General features: G+C 30.9%; 20 protein-coding genes, 1 tRNA gene and 4 pseudogenes. 9 read left to right on the top strand and 16 right to left on the bottom strand.

Going from position 1 to position 23,386, the window contains the following annotated elements; translation table 11 throughout:
* Window positions 1-328: 328 nt before the first annotated feature.
* Window positions 329-690 (top strand): annotated as a pseudogene (locus N9R04_RS10460) (helix-turn-helix domain-containing protein); the annotation flags it as partial.
* 406 nt (window positions 691-1,096) lie between these two features.
* On the opposite strand, the gene N9R04_RS10455 reads toward N9R04_RS10460, so the two are convergent.
* From N9R04_RS10455 to N9R04_RS10435, 5 genes are all read right to left on the bottom strand, one after another.
* Window positions 1,097-1,534 carry a hypothetical protein gene (locus N9R04_RS10455; protein WP_262856715.1) on the bottom strand — a complete coding sequence of 146 codons (438 nt, stop codon included), beginning with the start codon at window positions 1,532-1,534 and terminating at the stop codon, window positions 1,097-1,099.
* A 673-nt stretch (window positions 1,535-2,207) separates the two neighbouring features.
* Window positions 2,208-2,881, bottom strand: a protein-coding gene (locus N9R04_RS10450) for an IS6 family transposase (RefSeq protein ID WP_373316352.1) whose coding sequence is annotated in 2 segments (ribosomal slippage) — window positions 2,208-2,728 and window positions 2,728-2,881 — 675 coding nt in all. Because the reading frame shifts where the segments join, the coding sequence is not laid out codon by codon here.
* Between the two features lie 157 nt (window positions 2,882-3,038).
* A complete protein-coding gene (locus tag N9R04_RS10445) occupies window positions 3,039-3,668 on the bottom strand; it encodes an ABC transporter ATP-binding protein (RefSeq protein WP_262856714.1) in 630 nt (209 codons plus the stop codon).
* A 2-nt stretch (window positions 3,669-3,670) separates the two neighbouring features.
* Window positions 3,671-5,713, bottom strand: coding sequence for a DUF1430 domain-containing protein (locus N9R04_RS10440; protein WP_306439868.1), 2,043 nt, complete (start codon window positions 5,711-5,713; stop codon window positions 3,671-3,673).
* Window positions 5,714-5,806: 93 nt separating this feature from the next.
* On the bottom strand, window positions 5,807-6,199 hold the full coding sequence (locus N9R04_RS10435) for a lactococcin 972 family bacteriocin (RefSeq protein ID WP_262856712.1): 393 nt from the start codon (window positions 6,197-6,199) through the stop codon (window positions 5,807-5,809).
* A 203-nt stretch (window positions 6,200-6,402) separates the two neighbouring features.
* Here N9R04_RS10435 and N9R04_RS10430 point away from each other — a divergent pair.
* Window positions 6,403-6,822 (top strand): annotated as a pseudogene (locus N9R04_RS10430) (DDE-type integrase/transposase/recombinase); the annotation flags it as partial.
* A gap of 542 nt (window positions 6,823-7,364) precedes the next feature.
* Here the strand turns inward: N9R04_RS10430 and N9R04_RS10425 are convergent.
* Window positions 7,365-7,531 (bottom strand): annotated as a pseudogene (locus N9R04_RS10425) (helix-turn-helix domain-containing protein); the annotation flags it as partial.
* A 338-nt stretch (window positions 7,532-7,869) separates the two neighbouring features.
* On the opposite strand from N9R04_RS10425, the gene N9R04_RS10420 reads away from it, so the two are divergent.
* Window positions 7,870-8,373, top strand: a complete 504-nt coding sequence (locus N9R04_RS10420) for an SA0570 family protein (RefSeq protein WP_262856711.1) — start codon at window positions 7,870-7,872, stop codon at window positions 8,371-8,373.
* 51 nt (window positions 8,374-8,424) lie between these two features.
* Here the strand turns inward: N9R04_RS10420 and N9R04_RS10415 are convergent, their stop codons facing one another.
* The 3 genes from N9R04_RS10415 to N9R04_RS10405 form a co-directional block, all read right to left on the bottom strand.
* Window positions 8,425-8,895, bottom strand: a complete 471-nt coding sequence (locus tag N9R04_RS10415; protein WP_262856710.1) for an ABC transporter substrate-binding protein — start codon at window positions 8,893-8,895, stop codon at window positions 8,425-8,427.
* Window positions 8,808-9,314: a TroA family protein gene (locus tag N9R04_RS10410; RefSeq protein WP_262856709.1), complete on the bottom strand. Its 507-nt coding sequence runs from the start codon at window positions 9,312-9,314 to the stop codon at window positions 8,808-8,810. The genes N9R04_RS10415 and N9R04_RS10410 overlap by 88 nt, the downstream gene beginning before the upstream one ends.
* A gap of 525 nt (window positions 9,315-9,839) precedes the next feature.
* A complete protein-coding gene (locus N9R04_RS10405; protein ID WP_262856708.1) occupies window positions 9,840-11,846 on the bottom strand; it encodes a helix-turn-helix transcriptional regulator in 2,007 nt (668 codons plus the stop codon).
* Window positions 11,847-12,283: 437 nt separating this feature from the next.
* On the opposite strand from N9R04_RS10405, the gene N9R04_RS10400 reads away from it, so the two are divergent.
* The 3 genes and pseudogenes from N9R04_RS10400 to N9R04_RS10390 form a co-directional block, all read left to right on the top strand.
* On the top strand, window positions 12,284-14,449 hold the full coding sequence (locus N9R04_RS10400; protein ID WP_262856707.1) for a fibronectin-binding protein FnbA: 2,166 nt from the start codon (window positions 12,284-12,286) through the stop codon (window positions 14,447-14,449).
* An 85-nt stretch (window positions 14,450-14,534) separates the two neighbouring features.
* Entirely contained in the window at window positions 14,535-16,169 is a 1,635-nt protein-coding gene (locus N9R04_RS10395; RefSeq protein ID WP_262856706.1) for a poly(glycerol-phosphate) alpha-glucosyltransferase, read from the top strand.
* A 161-nt stretch (window positions 16,170-16,330) separates the two neighbouring features.
* Window positions 16,331-16,473: pseudogene (locus N9R04_RS10390) on the top strand (replication initiation protein); the annotation flags it as partial.
* A 477-nt stretch (window positions 16,474-16,950) separates the two neighbouring features.
* On the opposite strand, the gene N9R04_RS10385 reads toward N9R04_RS10390, so the two are convergent.
* The 3 genes from N9R04_RS10385 to N9R04_RS10375 form a co-directional block, all read right to left on the bottom strand.
* A complete protein-coding gene (locus tag N9R04_RS10385; protein WP_373316354.1) occupies window positions 16,951-17,514 on the bottom strand; it encodes a DsbA family protein in 564 nt (187 codons plus the stop codon).
* Window positions 17,515-17,873: 359 nt separating this feature from the next.
* Window positions 17,874-18,209 (bottom strand): hypothetical protein, encoded by a 336-nt coding sequence (locus N9R04_RS10380; RefSeq protein WP_262856705.1) that lies wholly within the window; start codon window positions 18,207-18,209, stop codon window positions 17,874-17,876.
* Window positions 18,210-18,229: 20 nt separating this feature from the next.
* On the bottom strand, window positions 18,230-18,439 hold the full coding sequence (locus N9R04_RS10375; protein ID WP_262856704.1) for a hypothetical protein: 210 nt from the start codon (window positions 18,437-18,439) through the stop codon (window positions 18,230-18,232).
* A gap of 369 nt (window positions 18,440-18,808) precedes the next feature.
* Between N9R04_RS10375 and N9R04_RS10370 the strand changes: the two genes are divergently transcribed.
* Complete coding sequence (locus N9R04_RS10370; RefSeq protein ID WP_262856703.1) at window positions 18,809-18,994, top strand: helix-turn-helix transcriptional regulator; 186 nt, start codon at window positions 18,809-18,811, stop codon at window positions 18,992-18,994.
* A 341-nt stretch (window positions 18,995-19,335) separates the two neighbouring features.
* Here the strand turns inward: N9R04_RS10370 and N9R04_RS10365 are convergent, their stop codons facing one another.
* Both N9R04_RS10365 and N9R04_RS10360 read right to left on the bottom strand, forming a co-directional pair.
* Window positions 19,336-19,836: a MepB family protein gene (locus tag N9R04_RS10365; protein WP_262856702.1), complete on the bottom strand. Its 501-nt coding sequence runs from the start codon at window positions 19,834-19,836 to the stop codon at window positions 19,336-19,338.
* A gap of 272 nt (window positions 19,837-20,108) precedes the next feature.
* Window positions 20,109-20,201: transfer RNA gene (locus N9R04_RS10360), tRNA-Ser, on the bottom strand.
* 201 nt (window positions 20,202-20,402) lie between these two features.
* Here N9R04_RS10360 and N9R04_RS10355 point away from each other — a divergent pair.
* On the top strand, window positions 20,403-21,515 hold the full coding sequence (locus tag N9R04_RS10355; RefSeq protein WP_262856701.1) for a YibE/F family protein: 1,113 nt from the start codon (window positions 20,403-20,405) through the stop codon (window positions 21,513-21,515).
* Entirely contained in the window at window positions 21,512-22,288 is a 777-nt protein-coding gene (locus tag N9R04_RS10350; RefSeq protein ID WP_262856699.1) for a YibE/F family protein, read from the top strand. Before N9R04_RS10355 ends, N9R04_RS10350 begins: the two co-directional genes overlap by 4 nt.
* Window positions 22,289-22,373: 85 nt before the next feature.
* Here N9R04_RS10350 and N9R04_RS10345 read toward each other — a convergent pair whose 3' ends face one another.
* Window positions 22,374-22,838 (bottom strand): GNAT family N-acetyltransferase, encoded by a 465-nt coding sequence (locus N9R04_RS10345; protein WP_262856698.1) that lies wholly within the window; start codon window positions 22,836-22,838, stop codon window positions 22,374-22,376.
* Window positions 22,839-22,874: 36 nt separating this feature from the next.
* The gene (locus N9R04_RS10340) at window positions 22,875-23,255 is read right to left on the bottom strand and encodes an NUDIX hydrolase (protein ID WP_262856697.1); all 381 of its coding nucleotides are present in this window, start codon (window positions 23,253-23,255) and stop codon (window positions 22,875-22,877) included.
* Between the last annotated feature and the right edge of the window lie 131 nt (window positions 23,256-23,386).

Below are 23,386 nucleotides of genomic sequence, written 5' to 3'. Positions count from 1 at the left end.
ACACCTCTTTGTTTAATTTTAAACGTACTCTGTTAGATAAAAATGTTTACAATCATTCTCGGAATAAGTTCAAGTATTTTTAAAAAATACGTTTTAACCATATATTCAACCTCCTTTATGATTATAAAAAGACTCACACTCCCAACACTGGTTATGCATAACAATTAATTGCTAAAGCACAATATTTTGTTAAATATTAACCAATTTGCCGCTTTTTATAAAATATTTAATTTAATTATAATGAGTTAGATGATATATATCAACCTCGTATAAGAAAAATTACATATTTTTAATAAAATTTAAGTGATTATTATTACGCTTATCTGCAGATCAAGACGTGCAATTAATGATTACCAGTTTACCTATGATGAATGAAGTGATTGGCAACCCATTATTAGATAAATTTATGAAAGACTTAATTATCCAAATTTTAGCAATGGTTTCAGAACAAGAACGAAATGAAAATAAACGTAGACAAGCACAAGGTATTAAAGTTGCGAAAGAAAAAGGTGTATATAAGGGAGCCCTTTAATCTATTCACCAAATGCGAAAAATCCTCAAAAAAGTATTATCTATCATCGAGTTGTCGAAACGTTAGAAGAAGGCCAAGCACTTAGTAAGATTGCGAAAGAGGTTAATATCACAAGACAGACTGTTTATAGAATTAAACATGATAGGAAATTATCTTGATAAATGGATTGTCAATGCAAATGAGAGACTTTTACAGCGTCCTGACTTTAATGATTTTCAATAATTATATTGATGTTTGGAAAGAGCCCCCCTCATTTTCTCAACTTGTTAACTGAAAATGAAACATATCAATACTTATTAGCATGATTATACTCAAAAATATATAAAAAGAACCGCAGGTCTCTTCAGATCTGCGGAATTTTCGTCGTGTCGCGCAATCAGTCAGATGTTGGTCAGTTAATAGAAAAAATATTTCAAAAGGATAACGAACAATATTTTTCTGACTTTGCAACAGAACCCTATATAGTATCAAAACAAGAAAAAACTCGTTTTCACTCGTTTCTAAAAAAACAAAAACCCACCCATTTCTGAGTGAGTTAAAAACTCTATTTTCAAAAAATCGATATTACCATCCAAAACAAGCTGAACCAACAGCACCTAAAGAGAAAAATTCAACAACTGCTTTTCTAGTCGTTTCCGGAAAAGCCTTCATAGCAACTTTCGCACCAGATCCTAAAGCAGCTGATTTAGATTTCCCAAGAATCCTCTGGTACTTATATGCTGTACTAATTTTTCCAGCTAACTTTTGTATACCTCCAGCAGCTTTAGCTGCTTTTTTAACCTTCAATATCTTAGCCCACGGTATAGCATTTTGTGCAATAGCTGCACCAACAGCAGCGACACAAGCTCCTGCCCCATATGTAGAAATTCCATTTTTATCTTGAACTAATTGTATGTTCCCATTCTTTGCTATAAATTTATATCCTTCATAATCTTCTGTTTTATTTTTATTTAACCAATCAACTCCAGAATCAATACCTTGGTTAGCAACACTTTCTGGCATTTTTTCAATTAATCCTAAATAACTATTAATACCTTCTTCTAAGTTTGCTGATTCATTATTAATTTGAGACTCACCAGGTTTTTCTTGTTGATTTTGTTCATTTGATACTTCGTTTGCCTAAGCATAACTTTCACCAGTAAAACCTAAAAGCAATGCAGCTGCAGACGTAGCAATTACTCCTTTTAAAACAGATTTTTTCATAGAAAATCCTCTCCTTTTTATATTGTTTCATTTATTATATAATTATAATTGAAACAATATAAAAAGGAGTTTAATAAAATATGAATAAACTATACAATCTTTTTACAATTTTATTAGTCATTATTTCTTTGACTATAATAATAACCTCAATATTCGTAAACGATGAACAACTTAAAATTATAATCAATATCAGCATGTTTATCCTAATTATTATTATGGCGATTTCGGCTTTACTATTCAGATTTATACACAACAAAAAAGAGAATAATGAATAACAATATTGCTTTATTCCAATTACTTTATTGACGTTGAGCCTCGGAACCCTTAACAATCCCAAAACTTGTCGAATGGTCGGCTTAATAGCTCACGCTATGCCGACATTCGTCTACAAGTTTAGTTAAGGGTTCTTCTGGGTCTGTTGCAAAGTTATAAAAATAAATCACTAGTGATGGTTTTGATGTATTTTTTGCTATTAACTCGCCAACATGTAATTTATTTCATGACATGGTGAAAAACCGTAGATCTGAAGAGACCTGCGGTTCTTTTTATACAATCCATAAACACATTCAATACCTTTAAGTGTATTTTTAGCTGTATTTATATTTTGATATTTCCCTTTTCTTATCTTAATATGACGATGGTCTTGTTCAATTAAGTTGATGAGATATTTTAACGTACGATGACAATCTTTGATGAGGTTAAAATCTTTAATTGCTTTAGATATCGCTGCCTTTGTTGATGGTGCTTTGTCAGTGATAATCATCTTAGGTTTACTAAATTGTTTAATCAGTCGCTTAATAAATGCATAAGCTGAAACCTGATCGCGTTTTTTACGCAACCAAATATCTAGTGTATGACCATCTGCATCAATCGCACGATATAAGTAGCACCATTGCCCTTTAATTTTGATATACGTTTCGTCTATATGCCACTTATAATAAGCTTTTTTATTCTTTTTCTTCCAAATTTGATACAAAATAGGTGCATATTCTTAAACCCACGATAAACGGTGGAGGGATGAACGTTCACACCACGTTCTCTTAATATTTCAGATATATCACGATAACTCAGTGCGTATCTTAAGTAGTAGCCAACGGCTACGGTTATGATATCTTGGTTAAATTGCTTATATCTGAAATAGTTCATAGAAAATACCTCTTTTTGTTAAAATTATACTACAAAATTAACTTTGCCACAGAACCATTTTTCTTCTGAATTATTGAAGGAATTCAAATCTCAATTATAGTTTTTAAAGCTTTATATTATTACATAATTCGTTTTATAGGTAGTTAGTTTGTATAGGTTATGCATTTTGAACATCTAAATCAATCAATTCTGTACCTATATCAAAAAAGTTTTGACTGTGTGTAGCCATAATGATTGTGACACCTTGTCTATTTAAATATTGGAAAATATTGATAACATCATGAGCGTTTTTTTTATCCAAATTACCCGTGGGTTCATCAGCAAATATAACGGTAGGATTTTTAAGAATCGCTCTTGCAATAGCAATACGTTGTTGCTCTCCACCACTACAAGTATAAACTTTTCGTTTAAGTATCTCTTTCGGTAATCCGACAGATTGAATAATTTCGATAATTTTAGGCATATCTTTTTTAGAAATATTTAATGGTAACATAAGATTTGCTAATACTGTTTTATTTTCTAATAAGCCATAATTTTGATAAATATAGGCAATATCTTCTTTTTTAAACTTTCTAATTTGTGACTTTGAAGCAATAGATTGATTTTTATAAATTATTTGCCCCTCAGTAGGTGCTTCTAATAAACCTAAAATATTTAGCAATGTAGACTTTCCTTGACCACTTTTTCCTTTAATTACAACAAATGCTTTTTCTTTAATAGTAAGGTTTATATTTTTCAAAATATAGATATCTTTAAATGATTTAGATACATTCTTTAATTGGATCATGATTACTCTTTTCCTTTCAAAATAGCATTGTTATTCTTCTGATTGAGTATTAAAAATTCTATAGAGATGACGATCATTTCAAAAATAAGCAAACTAATAAAGATCAATAAACTGGTTATAGGATACTTTTGTAAAAACATACCAAGTAAAAGTATATTAACAAATGCTAATAATAGAAATGCATACTTGTGGTTATTCCAAACGGAATATCCTAGATTATATTTAATAAATATTGCATGCTTCCAATTAACAAAATATAAATGGATAGCTGTAAATATAGCAATAATAAATGAAATTAACGTAATAAGTGCTAGTAGAACATACCTAATAATTTTTTTCTTGATATCGTTAATATCATCGACCTTCGTGTCATAGACCGAATTAATAGAAATTATATCGTCCAGTAAACCATATTTTTTTAATAGTGGTTTCAAAGTATCATAAGGATTATCTTTTTTACTCTCAAAGAAATAGCAGTCATCCATATAATGTGCATTGTTTCTGACATGCGTATTACCTGTTTCAACTATCGCAATAGGAGCCTCTATTTTATTGTTCTTGCCCCCTGCATCACTATTATACGTAGGATACTTTGAACTGTTTTTTACATAAATAATATTAATATGCGCAGGGGTATGATCTTTTCGGATATCATCATATAACGTGCGTTTAAATTTAAAATCTTTTGTAAAGTTCTTTCTAATCTTATGTTCATAACGTTTGAACTTAATAGGTACCAATATATTTCTCGTATATTTATCATGTTGAATGTATCTCAAAACATCTTCACTTTGAGGCGTAACCATATGATGTCGTTTAAGATAATTGGGATCGACGATTATTGTTTTACCATCGGGTTCTATACTGTTATTTTCCTCTTCATTCATTTTATATAATGGAAGTTCTCCGTCTTCACTTGTAAAATTTTCAGTATCTATTAAAAAACCTGGATTTTCTTTACTTTTTAATAAACGATCAAATCTTTTATCCTGTGCTATTTCAATTTCCTTGTTATACACTGCCCCATTGTCTTGAACATTAGGTTGATATACATCTTTCGTATTTTTCCAACCCTTAAGTGAAGGAATTTTAGACTGAAAATCATGACTATTTTTTATGACTTGGTGTGTTGAAGTCGTTAAAAAGACACCCATTACGATGGCAAGTAAAATATAAAGATAGATTATTAGGTTGACATTAGGTTTGACTTGATTTTTATAAAAATTTTTTTGATATATCATTAAAAGAAGGATTGTAATACAACTTAGTGCAATCAATGTTAAAACCATAAAGGAACATACGACAGCTAATAATTGTAAGATATGTAAGTCTTTATAAATCGCTAAGTAAGTGATCAGCGTAGTTCCAATAGATAGTAAAACATAACTTAAAAATATCCATTTCAAATCTCGCATTACAAACATAAAGTGATGAGTTAGGTCATATCCTAAATCTGAAAGCATTTTATAATTATGTTTATTACGTTGTAAGTAGTGACAATAAACGATAACAATTAACAGACTTAATAAGAAAACTAATGCTAAAGTATATTGATCTAAAGTTAAATAAGATAGCAAGCTAGGATTTCCCTGTTTGATCGTGTCCCCCGCATATTTGTTCATGAGTGAAAGCACAGTCGCTTTATCTTTAGGATCCCCTTTTATATAATACATTCCTACTGCAGACAGATGTTTTGTAGTTGTTATATTTTCAACATCGATATGCATTTTACTATCAAATATATGTAACTGATGATGATTATCTCTTTGATTAAGTAATCTTTTTTCATTTGTATTAAAAAGAATACGATTATCGTTGAAATATGTAACTTTAGTTAAACCAACATGATGATTTTTGGCAATTTTATTAAAGTATTGAGGCGCATCCCGAGTATGTTTCTTTTCTTTTCCCGGAACATTATAAACGAAATGATCATGGTCTTTTATGATGGTTTGATAAAAAGAAAGGTTTTTCGCCGAGTTTGCGATGCCTAAACTGAATATCAACGTGATTGAGACCAATAAAAATAATAATAATTTTTTCATATGTATAAATACCTTTCTTAGCATGAATTAAGACAGAAAATTCTCTATAAAACGAATTTTCTGTCTTAATTTCTTGCTTAATTAATAATATGATTATGTGTGATCATAAAAAGCTTTGTTTCCAGACCATGTTTTTTTCACAGAAGATTTAGACCAATGACCCGGCTTCTTCCAGCCGCCACTATTTCCATTTCCACTTCCATTTATAACTGAAGCATGGCCTTTGTGTCTATAATGTTTATGATTTGATTTAACAGTTTTGCTTGTAGTCCCTCTTACCCAGTATCCTCCTGACTTTTTACCTTGTTTTATTGAACGAGTAGAAACATTATTATCATAGGTTTTTGAAGCTTTTAAACCATAAGAGTTATCTACATTTTCAGAACCTCCATGAGCGTCTGTCATAGATGCCTGTGCATAGCCTATAGTTCCTAAGCCACTAATGCCAAGAGTAAGAGCAGAAGCAAGTAAAAATTGTTTCTTCATCAACTTAATCCTTCTTTAAATTCATCACATTTAAAACATATCATAGATATATTTTACTTCAATTAATTTTACAAAATATTAATCGAATAAATAAATTTAATTAAAGATTTAAATACCTAGCGATTTGGCTAGTCTCTTTTACTGTTTCTAATTTGATTGAGCAATAACCGATCATTTTTATAACTCCCAAAATTAATATATAGTGGTGTTATCTGTATCGTGCAATTGATGCAGATGGACATACATTAGAGATTTGGTTGCGCAAAAAACGAGATCATCAATCCGCATATGCGTTTATAAAACGTCTTGTTAAACAATTTGGTAGACCCCAAATAGTAATTACAGATCAAGCACCTTCAACGAAGGTCGCAATGACTAAAGTAATTAAAGAATTTAAGCTTAATCCTAAGTGCCATTGTACAACTAAATATCTCAATAATATCATTGAACAAGATCATCGTCATATTAAGGTACGAAAGACAAGGTATCAAAGTCTCAATACGGCCAAAAATACACTCAAAGGCATTGAATGTATTTACGGATTATATAAAAAGAACCGTAGGTCTCTTCAGATCTACGGATTTTCGCCATGCCATGAAATCAGTCGTATGTTAGCTAGTTAAACGAACATTGAAATGATGAAAAAGGAAATTAGATGTTTTTTCTAACTTTGCAACAGAACCAAAATATAATTATAAAGACTCACCTACAAAATCAATTGAACATTTAAAAAAATATGGTTATGATAACTATAAAGATATACATTCTAAAAAAATATAAATGTTTTAAATACTTATAGAGCTCTCAGTCAACATGGAGGATTATAATGAGAACAAAATTAGCAATATTCAATATAATAGCAATTATAGGTATTATATTGTTTATCTTTACATTAGTTTCAAATATTGCACTTGCAACTAAATTTATTGTGTTTAGCGTGATTTTCGTTTTTCTAGTAATTAATGCTATAATATATTATATGATGACAAGAAAGCGTTGAATATAATTTATTTATATATATTTACATAATTCTTTATTAAAAATTATAGGAAAAGAGATAGCGAATAAGCTCTCTCTTTTTTTATGATTAGAACTTTATAATAGTTTATTAACATGTGTTTTAAGATGCTGTGAGAAACTTTAATTTGCATTAAAAAAGCATTTATTAAGTCAAATTATTATCATGTTTTATTCTATAAACCGTTTGTCTTGTTATATTAACTTCTTTTGAAATCTTAGTAATTGATTCACCCTCTTCTAATATTTCCACACTCGATGATAAATAATACGCTTTTGAAGATTTTTCCCATTAGGTGAGTATAGTAGTGGCCGGGTTCTGTTGCAAAGTTAAAAATCATGTAATATTTATACTGAAAAACGAAAAATAATTAATACTAACAAAACTCTTTACTGTTAAAACAATATTTGCTTTTATAGTTTTGTATAGATGTGCATATAATTTTAACTTTGCAACAGAACCGAATTTATCAATTATGCATTATCATAAACATGGATATTTTAGTTAGAATACAATATTTATAATGATATATTCTATGAACAAAATATACATATCTTCAAATTATGATATTAATTATGCTTAATATCATACATTTATAATGACTCTAATGATATTATCTTTTTGTTAGAAAATTTACTTAAAGGAGAAAATGATGAAAAAATTATTAACTACAGCTATAATTTCTACAATCGCTATTACTGGATTGGGATTATCAGAAGCAAGTGCGAATACAATAAATAATGAAGTAAAGTTAGAACAGGCAAGTACTTATCAGTCATCTTTAGAAGGTATAACTATTGGTATGCCTATCCAATCTGTATTAGATAACAATATTAAACCTATATATTCTTCTAGTGTTGATGGTACAACTCACTATTATAAATTTAGAAAAGACAACGGATTACTTGTTGTAACGGCAGATGGAGAACGAAATAAAGGTTTAGTTACAGGTATATCTATGAGTTATAATGATTTCAATGGTCCTAGCTTTGATGAAGTGAAAGACAGTTTAAATTCAATTACAAACATGAGTAAAAGTAAGGGTGCTAATGGGTACTGGGGATATATTAAGTCGGGTAACGTATCATATCAATTTGGTACAAAATCTCCGGAAGATAAAAATATAAAATTATATCGTATCGATATAAGCAAATAAAAGTAGAAAAATTCCAGTGTGCTATATTGACATACTGGAATTTTTCTACTTTTATTTTTCAAGTTGTTTGAATAAAATCTTTCTTTGTCTTTCTAATGATATTGGATCATTATATTGTGTATCTGATATATCTAGATTCAAAACTTTATTGTGCTTTACAGCTTTCAAGTTTTTCCAACTATTTGTATTTGTGAAATTAGGATGTTCTCCCATGTTAGCAAGAATAATATAGTCTCCAGTATATTTATGGAGGCTTTCTAACGACATATTAACCATATAGGCATTTTTGGTTTCTGCTTTTAATTTCTTTGGTTGTTTCATACCGTAACCATCATAAACAATTTCAGTTCCTCGTCCATAATTCTTTCCAAATGCAGTTATGCCTTTAGGTGTAGATTGTAATACGGCTATAGATTTTCCATTAATTTTATCACTCAGTTTAGCGCGGTCAGCTTTAAGCGTTCTTTCCCATTTTTTAATCCACTTTTCAGCTTTCTCGTCCTCATTGACAATAGATGCCATTTTTTTGTTGTTTCCTTATAGTTAGACTTCATAGCATCTATTTGGATAGTCGGAGAAATTTTTTCAATTTTTTTATAATTTTTATCTTCTTTTGTAGTTATAATAAAATCAGGTTTAAGTTTAGTAATAGCCTCTATATCGTTAGCGTTCATCACTTTTGATGATTTAGTAGCCTCTTTTAATGTTTTGTTCTGATTAACATAATTCGTAACACCCACAGGCGTATGTCTAAATTTTACAAAAGCACCAATGTAAGTTGGATGTAGTACTACTATCCTTTTGGGATTTTTAGGGATTTTAATTTCTGTATTATCATCTTGCTTAAATGCTTTTAAATCACTTTCTTTATCACTATCTTGCTTTCCACAACCAGCTAATATTATTATTAAAGATATGAATATAAAAATCACTTTTTTCATCTATATCACTTTTCTTTTATGATTGATAATGATTTTCAATCATAAAATACCATAACTAGACTAATAAGTAACTGATAATAATAATTTTTTATAACAAAAAACTTATAAATTTTTTATGTTAACTGTGTAGTTGATTATCAAAATTTCAATATGTCCATAGCCACACATTAGCAGTTTGATTTTCTGTAGAAAATAAATAATATAGAGTTAATTTTTAACAGAGTATTTAAAATTAACTCTATGTTATTTACACCACATTATTCAGGTCATTTTTAGGTTTGGGTATGCTCTAAATTATTTTGGTATAATATTTTTATTACTCAAATTTGACCTTTTTATTGTTGGAAATATAAGCATAATAAATAGAGTAACGATACTTCAATATCAAGTATCATTAGAAATATTAAGTGAAATTTAGCATAAGAAATTTAATTTCAGAAATAGAAGTAATGAATATATAGTTCACAGGTATTATAAAACTCAAAAGAGCGGACACTACTATAATTGTATTTAGGTTTGTAGATTCTATAAATATATAGTTAGCATTACAACTGATCTTGGTGGTAATTTCACAGTATAAGAACCTGTTTTTTGATTATACTTATTAACACTCAATTTAGGAGAATTATATTGACTCAATTTATATTTTAAAGAATCTGGAAATATTTTTCTATTTTCAATTTCTGAAGACACAATACCATCAATACTTCCATAATCACTATTTAATAACTCTTCTGAAATAATTACATCATTGGAAATCCTACTATTTTGAAAGTTTATATAAAATACATGTGTGTGCTCATCATTTTCATCTGCTATTTTACTATCAGAGTTGAATAATAAAATATTATATCCATGCATATTTTTCGTTATAATGTAACTTTCTCCATAAAAACATCTGTATTTAGAAAAATTTAATAACATAATACCTATGTGAAAAAATAGTGTCTTGTTTTCTATTTCGTCAAAAATAGAAATTTGATTTTCACTACTTTTATTAAAATGTATACTTGATCCGGCAAGATACTTCTTACTATATAAAGATACTTCTAAAAATTTCCCAATATTTTTTAAGACATCAGAAGGGTATATTTTTTCATAGTTCAAAAAAATGATGTTTTTATATGCCTGTATATTTTCTAAAAACGCGTTAAGATTTCGATGGAACTCATCGAAGTCATCATAGCTTTTCTGCATCCCATTATTGATGCTATCAAAGTTTATATGGTAATAATCAGGGTTCAAAGTGTATATTTGATGTGTAAGAATTTCTTTATTTTTTATATAGCTGTCTGTTATGTCTACAGAAATAAATACCCTTGTTTCATATAAATTTCTTTGTATTTTATTAATATCTAAGTTTTTAATATTATTAGAATCAAGTAACAAAAGGATATTTCCATTCCTTATATTAGATGATGATAAGTGTTCAGATTCTAAAAAATGTAAATCAGCTACTAATTTTTCTATTAATTTTAAACTTTCAAGACTATTAATTTTTAAAGCGATTGAAACTTTGGTTTTTAATAGTTTCCTTAATTTTAAAGATTGTTCCTCACGTTTCTCGGTTATGAAATTGTCAACTGCGTCGTTAATATATATATATGAATCTAGTTTATAGTTATCAAAATTTTTATAATTAAATATTTGTTCATCTAATATTAAGTCTAAATTTTTATATCCACCTATATCTATTAAGTTAAAATATGAGAAACTTGACTGCAGTATTTCTTCATCATTCAGAGATATATGTGTATGCTTATACAAATTTTTCTCTTCAAAATCATAAGTTTGTATAACATTCCAATCTGACTCAACTTCTTTAATCTTTAAAAATCCACTTTCGTTTGGTATCATTCTATATTTTTTAGGTGTAATACCTACGTATTTTTTAAAGTGGATAATATAGTTAGTTGCATTTGAATATCCCCTGTTCAAAGAAATAGTCTCAACATTTAACTTTGTTGTCCTTAAATCACTTATCGATTTAGCGACACGTAGCGAAGTAACATATTCATAGAAGCTTATATGAAAATAATTTTTAAATAAGCTAGATATATTGGAAGTAGAGATATAGAACTGCTTTGAAATATCTTCAAGAGTTATTTTAATATTTAAATATTCTATAATGTATTCTAATATTCCTGAGAGTAATTCATTTGATGCTTTGGTCATTTTCTTTTGATCTTTTAATAAATTATTCATTATATCATTTAATAAATTTATTGCTTTCTGTGTGTCTAAAGCTTGCTTTTTATAATAATCAAACAATGAAATTAGTTGATTTTGCAACAATACCTCACTATTAACTCTCAAATCATTTTTAAAAACATCTATACCTAATTTTTCAAGTATTATAGTACTTGAAAAATAAAACATCACCACATTGGACTCTTGTATTTGAAATAAATTACCTTCATTTATTAATGCAATGCTTATCTCCCTAACTTCTTCACCTTCTCTTATTCTAAATGAATCGTTATTCGAAATTGCTAGTAATACGCCACCATAGCACCGGAGTGGTCTAGTCATCCTATCTTTCAAATAATATATTTTCGGGAACAAGTCAATGACCTCTTTTCCATTATTGATATTTTTGTATAAATAAGATATTTATCCTTCCAGAATAAAGGGTTAATCAAAACAAAAAGATTATTTCCACTATATTTATAAAATTATGAATATACAAATAGTGTGATTTTAAATGCTATTATTTATAAACAATATAATAAAAACAGAACATTTGTTTATCTTACCAAATTATATTATTGTTTCAAATCATATTTTCTAAACTTACTTAATTAAAATATAAACAAAGGGGTGATATTACACAACTTGAAAATTGAAGAGGCGCTTATAATAACAAACGAAGTGCATAAAGTACTTAAGAGAAAGTCTAAACTTTCAACAAAAGAACTATCGCAGTTAGTTTTCCAACAATTAAACAAGTTAAAATGAGGAGAGAAAAAATGAAAAACTATAAAAACTATGACAGAAAAAAGCAGATTTTTGGCATCCGTAAGCGTTCTTTCGGTGTAGGGTCGGTTGTTCTAACTACTTTACTTTTCCTTGGAGCGACGAACTCTGCACAAGCAGCAGAAACTCAAGATACAACACAGCCTAAGACAGAAACTCAAGACACAGCACAGCCTAAAACAGAAACTCAAGATACAGCACAGCCTAAAACAGAAACTCAAGATACAGCACAGCCTAAGACAGAAACTCAAGATACAGCACAGCCTAAAACAGAAACTCAAGATACAGCACAGCCTAAGACAGAAACTCAAGACACAGCACAGCCTAAGACAGAAACTCAAGACACAACACAACCTAAAACAGAAACTCAAGACACAGCACAACCTAAGACAGAAACTCAAGACACAGCACAGCCTAAAACAGAAACTCAAGACACAACACAACCTAAGACAGAAACTCAAGACACAACACAACCTAAGACAGAAACTCAAGACACAGCACAGCCTAAAACAGAAACTCAAGACACAGCACAGCCTAAAACAGAAACTCAAGACACAACACAACCTAAGACAGAAACTCAAGACACAACACAACCTAAGACAGAAACTCAAGACACAGCAATTCGCAAAACATCAACTAATAGTTCGGAAACAACTCGTGGGAATAACGCAGAGTATACAGAAGGTAACAAGGGAGAAGATAGAAGCCCTCTTGCCAATAATGTTCGTCATATTGGTGGAGGTGGAGTTAATGTAACTCCAGGTTGTGCCAAAATCCAAAAAGACGGAAGGGTTAAATATGACTACGAAGTATCACTAAGTCCTGTCAAATCTAGTAATCATATTCAAACTGGCAGTACATTCAATATTACAGTTCCTAAATTTGCAGAAAATGTAAGGTTTAAACTAATAGGAACACGAGAAGAAAAAAATCATACGCCTCACGATGTCGAACTAGATTTGGGTCAAATTACGGAAGAAGATTATAATAACCTAGAATTTGATAAGAATGAAGCTATAGGGTTCAATAATATACCAACATATGAGAAATATTTAGAACTCCAAAAAGAAGGAGTTGATAATTTACCTAATTCAATTGTCAAGCTCTCGACTACCCCTTACGATGGGTCAGATAAAAGACAAACGTACGCATTAAATACACTTGTATCGGGACCTATTGGAATAAAAGTAGAGTTTGATATTTCAAAAGATCAATATGAAAAAACACCATATCTACCGTTAGATGCTAGGCTTGCATGGCGATCATTTGACGAGATAAACGGTATAAATAATTATAATTCGGGATCGCAATCTTTAGATGACTTTCGTTCGAACACACAATATGGTGATAATGAAGAAACGCAATACTTATATATAGAACACCCTGAACTAATAAAATTAGGTGATTTTGATGAGCATGGCCTTTATACCGAACCAAGTATAGGCGTAACCCGTAATACAGGAGATTGGTCAACAATTGGTAGTGACATAACAACAGGTGATCTTGATTATGTAAGTACATTTAATTTACACTCCAACATAGCTATCGCTTATTTGGCTCCTAGTCATGAAGATTTAGCTGATATTGCTGTAGTAACACTATGTGATTTAGACGACGATACTGATGCTGACGCTGATGCCGATGCTGATGCCGATGCTGATGCCGATGCTGATGCCGATGCTGACGCTGATGCCGACGCTGATGCCGATGCTGATGCTGACGCTGATGCCGATGCTGATGCCGATGCTGATGCCGATGCTGATGCCGATGCTGATGCCGATGCTGATGCCGATGCTGATGCCGATGCTGACGCTGATGCCGACGCTGATGCCGATGCTGATGCTGACGCTGATGCCGATGCTGATGCCGATGCTGACGCTGATGCCGATGCTGATGCCGATGCTGATGCCGATGCTGATGCCGATGCTGACGCTGATGCCGATGCTGATGCCGATGCTGACGCTGATGCCGATGCTGACGCTGATGCCGACGCTGATGCCGATGCTGACGCTGATGCTGATGCTGATGCTGATGCCGATGCTGGAGAATTACCAGATACTGGACAAAATGATAATAACGGTATCTTACTGTACAGTTCTTTATTTGCTGGATTAGGATCATTATTACTTGTTGGATTTAGACGTAGAGAAAACAAATAGGTGAAGTAAAGTCGGGTAACATCCCGACTTTATTTTTATCATTTTAGTTTGCTATATAGAATCATTTTTTATTAAGGGGAGAAATATGAATATATTAGAGTCAAAGATAAATGAACTATTGTCTTATATTGAGAATGACTCAAATCTAACAGATAGGGTGTTCATTAGTATGGGGTCTTCGCATACCAAGGCAAAAGTGTTACTTATAAAAAAATCAAAATCTCTTTTGAAAAATATACTTAAAAATTGTCAGAATTTCAAAAGAAAACATCTATCATATCCTACTTGGATCAAAATAGATATTGTTACAGATGAAACAGTATTACCTTTTACTGACATAAAGCATAAATTGTTAAATACACGCAGAAATTATGTGGATTTCGGAATCTCATTTGACAAATACTGGTACCTATCATTCTTGCCAGAAGAAATAAATTCAAATGCTTTTATAAGGCCTTCCAAAGATAAAAAGCGTTTTATTTTGTCTGAGAATAATATTAATAACTATTTAAGAAAATATACATCTTATAAAAAGAAATTTCGAGCGAAAGATTTTGATAAGCGTGATGTTATTCAGTTCCATACCGAAAGTTATATACTTGATGATTCTAATATCATTAAACTAGAAAAAAATGGTAGTCATAAACAACCTCTTAGGAAGATTGAAGATTTACATGCTGAAATAGATAGTATGATTGACAAGGGAGTTCATTTTCTTAAAGATATGCTGGAAGATTCAGGGAAATATATTTATGGATATTTTCCTCATTTTGATAAAAAGATTAACTTTTATAATATTCTTAGACATTCTTCCTCGAGTTATGCTTTAATCGAAGGTTTAACATATATAGATGAGGACATAAGTTTTATGAAAAAAGCCATAGATTATGTAATAGACAATCATATAATCTCCACAGATGATGTGAGCTATGTCTTTGATAATACTAATAATATTAATGAAATTAAATTGGGACAAAACGCTTCTTTTATTTTTATGGTTTGCGAATATTTGAAAGCATATCCTGATGATATAAATTATTTGAAAATTGCTCAAAATGTTGCCAGAGGCATCCTAAGTATGATTGATATTGAAACTGGTAATACAACTCACGTTTTAAATTACCCTTCTTTAACTGTTAAAGAAAGTTTTAGAATCGTATACTATGATGGAGAAGCTGCATTAGCATTACTAAGACTATACAAAATTGATAACAATGAAAACTGGTTAAACACAGTGCAGAAGCTATTTGAACACTTTATAAACGAAAAATACTGGCGTTATCATGATCATTGGCTTGCATATTGCACAAATGAGCTATCACAAATAATACCGAGCGAACGTTATTATAAGTTTGGTATTTTAAATGCTAGTACTCATCTAAAATACATTAAAGATAGGGAAACAACTTATCCTACATTTTTAGAAATGCTAGTAGCAACCTATAGACTAATTCAAAATGCAAAAGAGAACGGCTATCATGATCTAGTAAGTAGTTTAATAGATGAAGATGAGTTAGTTGATACAATTCATAATCGAGCAGATTATCAACGAACAGGACACTTCTATCCAGAATATGCAATGTATTTTAAACTACCTCACCGTATATTAGGTAGTTTCTTTATAAAACACCATGGATATCGAGTTAGAATAGATGATATTGAACACTATATATCAGGATATATTCAGTATCAAAAGGAGTTTAAAAACAAAAGCAGTTAGTATATATATGGTTCTGTTGCAAAGTTAAAAATCATGTAATATTTATACTGAAAAACGAAAAATAATTAATAATAACAAAACTCTTTACTGTTAAAACAATATTTGCTTTTATAGTTTTGTATAGATGTGCATATAATTTTAACTTTGCAACAGAACCGTCACGACAATATATCAGTCGTAAAAAACGCCAAAATGGTTGGAAGATCGCACATATGAAAAACCAACACAAAATGAGTATGACCCGCAATTAGAAAAAGAACGAGAGGCATTTTTAAAACAACTTCAAGTTGATTGGGAAGAATAGAAAAGTTTACAAAAGATAGTATGAAAGATATACTTAAAGTAACAAATGAATTGCGAACTAGCATATACAAAAACCCCCACAGCCTGCCAAAGCTTTGTGGGGGTTTTAATTTTATCTATTCAGTTTGTGTGAAATATAGTTCGCAACTATACTAGCTATAACTGATACGATAAAACTTGCAACAAATGAAATCGCGACTAGCATATACAACACCTCCTTTGTGCACGGAAGTGCTTCCCAATTATAACAAAACCCCTCTAATCTGTATGCAACACTTAGACATTGAGAACTGAATAAAGATACAAAAGTTCACTTGATGAAAAAGTATGAAAACGCGTGAGATCAATGATGTATAAAACCTGCATAAACGATAATTATAAGGAAAAGGCTTAAACGCTGTGAAATCAACGTTTAAGCCTTTATTACAAGTTGACATAATTAGTTATTATGGGTAGTACTTTTGTATAGGTTATTCATTTATTTTAAGTATTTTTTATATTCTTTATAATTGTATGGATTTTTTAACTTTTTACCATTTACATAAACGGTCGGTGCCTCTTTAACGCCTTTACTTTTATATTGTTCTTGATCTTTTTGCGCATCTTTCCATGATTGACTATTTTTTGTCTTATAGTCTTTCTTTATTTCTTGCGTCCTACTGTCACTTAATTTTAGTTTGTCTATTTGTTTATCAATTAATGTTTCCGTAATCCATTTATTTTCATGATTAGGTTGTTGCGAAAACATCAATTTCTGGAACATTAAATATTTACTAGGTGCTATATTTTTAACAGCATGACCCGCACGAGAACCTAAAATCGAATCTTTACCTAAAAATGCCATATTTACAAATTGATAACTTGCTTTACCTTGATCAAGATAGTCTTTTTGTAGTTTAGGCATAACGTTAGTTTCTACTTTTTTACAGTAAGGACATTTGTAGTCTCCATATTCTATAATTTCATTTTTATTAGGTTGTTCACTTTTGGCTGAACAACCTAATAAAAAAATTACAAAAATTATTAATAAAGTTACACTAATTTTTTCATATTTTCCTTTCCCTAAATATATGGCACATCAAATAATATTTATTCGATGTGCCATAATTCTGTCTTTATTCGAATATATTCAAAGAATGAATACATAAAATATAATAATTACTATTATATTAATAGGTACTAATGAATAGCATAATTTTTTTGCTTTTTCTTGTAAGGAATATTTTTTGTTTAACTTACTTTCAATAAAAAAAGTGCTTCCTACTATAACTACAAATAAAAGACAATAAAACCAAAGACTTTTAGTGAATAAATCTGTTATTGGAAATGCAAAAATTATTAAAATTGTTGCATAAGTTATAGTAAAAAAATACTCATTTAATAATTTTTTCATACTTTCACCTACGCATGATTACAAGCAATAGATCCACCTGCATATAGAGCTGCCATTCCAGTACCTACTCCCCAGCCAACAGGTCCACTAACTCCTAAAGCTGCCATCGCTCCTGTTGTAGCTGCAGTATGACCGAATCCTGCTACTGTCAAAGCATCACAAGCATCTCTATTACTTGTACTATTCTGTTGTTGTTGCTTTTCTACTTCTTTATTAAAAGCTACTAAATCTTTCTTAGCTTTTTCACCGTTTTCACCTTTCATAGTTTCATTATATCGATTCATATAATTTTCAATATCTTTAATATTAATATCTGTCCCTAATTCATTTAATTCCTTTTTCAAATTCTCTTTATCAATTATTTTTAATTCACCATTTTGATTTTTTCAAGATTAGTATAAATAATATTTGCTACATTTTGATCAATTTCATAATTTTCTTGATTAGAACCTGTGTTAGTTTGTGTTGACTCAGCATTAGCCATATTATCTCCAATAGCTACCGGAGAAATCACTAGTCCAGATACCATTAAAATACTACCTAAACCTTTAATAAATTTTGATGAATTCAACATAAATTAACCTTCTATAGTATTTGCATTATATAATAACATAATTTTTTGTATATTATAAATAATTCATAACTGTTAAAGTAAATAAAAATCTAGAAAATTAATGATTCTGTTGCAAAGTTAAAAATCATGTAATATTTATACTAAAAAACGAAAAATAATTAATACTAACAAAACTCTTTACTGTTAAAACAATATTTGCTTTTATAGTTTTGTATAGATGTGCATATAATTTTAACTTTGCAACAGAACCTATTGAAGGATCTTGGTTTTCTCAATATCCAGAAATTTTCTTTATAATTGTAGCACTATTTCTTATGATGTTTAATTACTATACTACAAATAAAAAATATACATCTAAAGATTAAATTAATGAAAAATAGAATTAGAGAATATAGAAAACAAAAAGGAATTTCTCAAGAAATTTTAAGTAAAGAATTAAATGTATCTAGGCAAACTATTAATGCAATAGAAAACAATAAATATGATCCTACATTGACATTAGCATTTAAGTTGGCAAGATTTTTTGATACAACTGTAGATGAATTATTTTCTTAACCATTCATTTATCATAAAAAGAGGGTGCGAAGTCGCCCTCTCTTTTTAAGTAGTAGTCTATTAAATTTTGTCTCAATAAAGAATATTTTTGCACACAAAATACAATAGAATTTTACGATTGATAAATAATTGGGAATACTTAACTATTTAAATTTATAAAACTGATCTTTTATATGGAATTTTAGGAAAATGACCAACTACTTCAAACTAAATATTTGGCGAATGAAGAAGATAATTAAAATTTGTATAAATAAAAAGTGTACATACTGGTGTATTAAATGGATGTAAATCAGTTTTAATAGTTACTCTCTTAATAAAAGCTTAAAATATTTTGTTAATTATCACCTAAAATATAAAGGATACAATTTTTCTTGGTTAAAGTCATTTGATAGGTCAACAAAGTATTTCGTTTGCCATCTTTGCGTACCTTTAGCAGTAGTGTTTAAATTTGATACCCAACTCGGATAAACACGCATTGCCATTTTACCTTTAGATTTATTTGACGTTATAACGCCCTTCTCTTTCAAAATATTTTTAGGAAATATAAATTGACCTATTTTTTCATTGTCTATAATATTTATAATTAATTTATCTTCTATTGTATCGTAATCAAACGGAATATTCTCATTAGACTCATTTTTTTGCCAAAAAGCAACAAAATAGCCTTTCTTTTTTGGGGTTTTTTTGGCTAATCTACTTTTAAAAGTTAATTTATCTAGCTCAAAAGTAAACCCTTCGTAATCAAAATTCAAGTTATCAATTTTAAAATTCGTTAAAGCCAAGTTACTTATTGTATTTATAGTAGAGCTTACTAATTTCTTTGATATGTAAGTGTTATTCATAATATTTAATCCTTTCTATTGAAATTCTTATAATTTAATATATCTTTTATTGCAATTTCCTTAAATCGAGTAGAAGGGAGCGAGACAGAAATCTAATTTGAATAAAAAGATTTCGTAGTCCCGCCCCGGCAAGGATGACTAGAATTGAAAAAAAGCTTGATACAAGCGCTTTTTCAATTCAGTCATCTACTGCCAAGATGCTGAAAGAGGCTGAGACATTACATTATGTCTCAGCCTCTTCTATATCAATTAGTCTTGGAATTTAATAATAATGGCGGAGGAAGAGGGATTCGAACCCCCGCGAGCCGTTAAGCTCCTGTCGGTTTTCAAGACCGATCCCTTCAGCCGGACTTGGGTATTCCTCCAATTGAACACAACCTATTATATGCTGACCCGCTATAAAAGTCAATCATCTTTTTAACAAGTTAAGTCGTGAAAAGCTCTACAGATCAGCATTACGTTTCGGTTGTTAAACTCTTAATGAAAACCTCCAAATTTTTGAATTCACTTACTTACAAGCGTATAATCACAGTGTCTCATCCATGTAGAAAAAGCGAGGTATGAATATGCATAACAGAACTATATTTAAGCAACCTTTTACTTGGGTGTTTAGTATATTCACTTTAGTATTTATCATCTTGATCATCTTTACTTTAGTAAATGATAAATTCTATTCTATTCCAATTGCTAAAGTAACAGACGTAGAACAAGTGGCGTGCAAACAAGTTACTGATGAGCACCACAACCGAGATACGAAACATACGCAAAAGCTTACTCTCAAGATGTTAAATGGTCAATTTGAAGGGCAAACTACAACAATAAATAATACATATTCAGCATCTCAAGCCGATAGTGAAAAATACTCTAAAAACAATAAATTACTTTTACACGTAGGAGAATCATTAAAGCGTCCATACGTACTTGAGAAGAAACGCGATACTTTAGTCGTCACTATGACAGGCATATTCCTACTCACTATTTTATGGGTAGGTAAGCGCATAGGGCTCTATTCTATCTTATCTTTAATCCTCACTACTTTAGCAGTGCTCTCAGCCATAGCCATTCACAATATCAAACCCGAGATCAACCTTTTCGCCATGATGGCTTTAGCAGTGATCATTGCTACAGTATCAACGCTCGTATTAGTGCTCGGCTGGAATACTCGGACGTGGGTAACTATAGGAGGTACATTGCTCGGCACATTTCTATGCGTCGGTATAATGTATATAGTCATTCAAACCAATGATGGTAACGGTCTGAAATTCGAAACAATGGGCTTCTTAACCTTACCGCCTAAAGAGATCTTCTTGGCCTCGGTGATGATAGGAACACTTGGAGCTGTTATGGATGTTGCAATTACGATTTCAAGTGGTATGGCTGAAATACTGCGTCGCAACCCTACTATTACACTTTCACGTTGGGCATTGGCCGGAAGACGTATCGGTCAGGATATCATGGGTACCATGACTAATATCCTCCTTTTCTCATACTTATCAGGCGCTTTACCGATGTTCTTAATCTATTTAAAAAATGCCAACACTATTACTTATTCAATTTCAATGAACTGGTCATTAGAGATTTCCCGGGCAATAACTGGAGGTATTGGTATCGTCTTAACTATTCCAATAACCATACTACTTATGCAACTATGGTGGCGTATGGGAGGGGCTAAACGATGAGTGTAACAACTATATTAGGAATTCTTCTCCTCATTTTGATGATTATCTTTGGTGGTAAAAAGGGGCTCGTATCATTCGCTACATTATTTTTAAACTTCATTATTTTAGTTATAACGATTATCGTCATTATATTCGGTGCACCGATTTATCTAGTAACACTCATATTTTGTGTGGCGATTGCTGCTATCAACTTATTTGTACTTGATAGTTATAATACGAAGACACAAGCAGCCTTCCTGTCCACCATAATTACTACACTCATACTGGTCATCGCTATATTTCTCTGTATATCTGTAGGCCATCTTCAAGGCTTTACAACTGAACAACAAGATGAAACGTATGTCTTTTCGATGAATATTGGCATCGATATGGTGAAATTTGGAGTGTTCACAACTATTCTCGCAGTGATCGCTGCAGTGATCGACCTAGCGATTACGATCAGTTCACCTATGTATGAACTGTACGAAACTAAACCTGATCTATCTCGTTCAGATCTAATACATTCTGGCATGCGAGTAGGCCGTGAAATCTTAGCTACCTCTGCAAACACGATTTATCTCGCTTATTTCGGTGGCCAACTCACTATTTTCTTCTGGTTCTTTAAACTAAAATATTCATTTGCACACATCATAAACTCTAAGTTATTTGCACAGGAGTTTATTTCCATTTTACTCGGAGGTATAGCGGTGGCTATGAGCATACCTATTACAGCTTGGATTACTGCATGGTTAATCAAACGCAAACAGTCTAAAGGCATCTCAACCAAAACATAAGACAAATTAAGGAAACCCATCTGAATGCTACGCAATCAACAGTCGTTAAACAATGTTTGAAGCGGCATGTCAGATGGGTTATTTCTTAAATTTCTTTGCGCATTAAGTAATTTGGCCTACCTTCAACTGTGACGTTACCTACGCGCTCATACTTCAGCTGATAATACAACTTTTGCGCTACTTCATTATCATCATTCACAGTTAAATAAATTTCGTTTATACGTGGAAAGTTTTGATAAATAAATTGGGGCAGCAACCGTAACACCTTTTTACCTAAACCCTTACCACGGTAACGCTTATCTATACTAAACGAACGAAAGAATATGGCGTGAGAATTCCGAGTATATACCGAGACACCTCGACCTACATGTAATGTAAAGAAACCGATGCATTGCCCATGATCGTATACAAGTATCGGGTAGCGCTCTGCATCTTTCTGTGCTAACTCAATATTATGTAATGGCGTGCGCGTGAACTTTCTATCCCCATCAGAGACTTCAATCTGAGCTACCTCGTTATATAATTCAGGTTGATAGTGCTTTAACTCCATTCCAGACGCCCTCCTTTAAATCAGCCTTAAACGATTTTAAGTCGTTTCATCTATCCACTGTAATACCGCTGGGGCAATTCGGGTTGCTTCGCTTTTATCAAACCATCTTAAGTCGGTAATTTCACCATGTGGTTTCACATCATCCCATTGGATTTCCTTAGTGGTTCGATAACAGTTCAACTCTGTGAGCGTGTTAGGCTGTGGGTAAGCAGCTCCTACCACAGTATTGATATATGTAAGCTCTGATGGCGCGATATCTAAATTTAGCTCTTCTTGTATCTCTCGTGAAAGCGCCTCGGTATGATTCTCATCATGATCAATCTTACCTCCAACAAAGTAATATTTATCTCGATGGTGCGCCTGAGCTAATAAGACTTGATCTCCTCGCTCAATCACTAAGCATACACACTTGATCATTTGATCCCTCCTACAGTTCTGCTAAATCAAATAATTTATCAGATGTTCAATACTTATGTTACTATTTTTCTAGTCAAAATCATATTCAGAGACTGTAGGCAATATTTTTTGAGCTAACGGAGGCGATAAAC

This window comes from Staphylococcus marylandisciuri, assembly GCF_025519785.1.
GTDB lineage: Bacteria > Bacillota > Bacilli > Staphylococcales > Staphylococcaceae > Staphylococcus > Staphylococcus marylandisciuri.
Note: the sequence above shows the minus strand (reverse complement) of the source record. Positions and strands in the feature narration are given on the sequence as shown.